The organism is Aeromonas sp. MR7, assembly GCF_963899385.1.
GTDB lineage: Bacteria > Pseudomonadota > Gammaproteobacteria > Enterobacterales > Aeromonadaceae > Aeromonas > Aeromonas bestiarum.
The window spans coordinates 1-264 of sequence record NZ_CAWQXH010000039.1 but is presented as its reverse complement, the minus strand read 5'-3'; the positions used below and the strand labels follow the sequence as shown (position 1 = coordinate 264).

Genomic DNA, 264 nt, shown 5'->3' with positions numbered 1-264 from the left:
CTCAGACAGCTAGGATGTTGGCTTAGAAGCAGCCATCATTTAAAGAAAGCGTAATAGCTCACTAGTCGAGTCGGCCTGCGCGGAAGATGTAACGGGGCTCAAACCAGGCACCGAAGCCGCGGATTCACACTTATGTGTGAGTGGTAGGGGAGCGTTCTGTAAGTCTGCGAAGGTGTATCGAGAGGTATGCTGGAGATATCAGAAGTGCGAATGCTGACGTAAGTAACGATAAAGGGGGTGAAAAGCCTCCTCGCCGGAAGACCA

The 264-nt window shown here is 51.5% G+C and carries 1 rRNA gene; it reads left to right on the top strand.

The features are described 5' to 3' along the window. Nucleotides 1-264 (top strand): 23S ribosomal RNA (locus AACW87_RS15950); the annotation flags it as partial.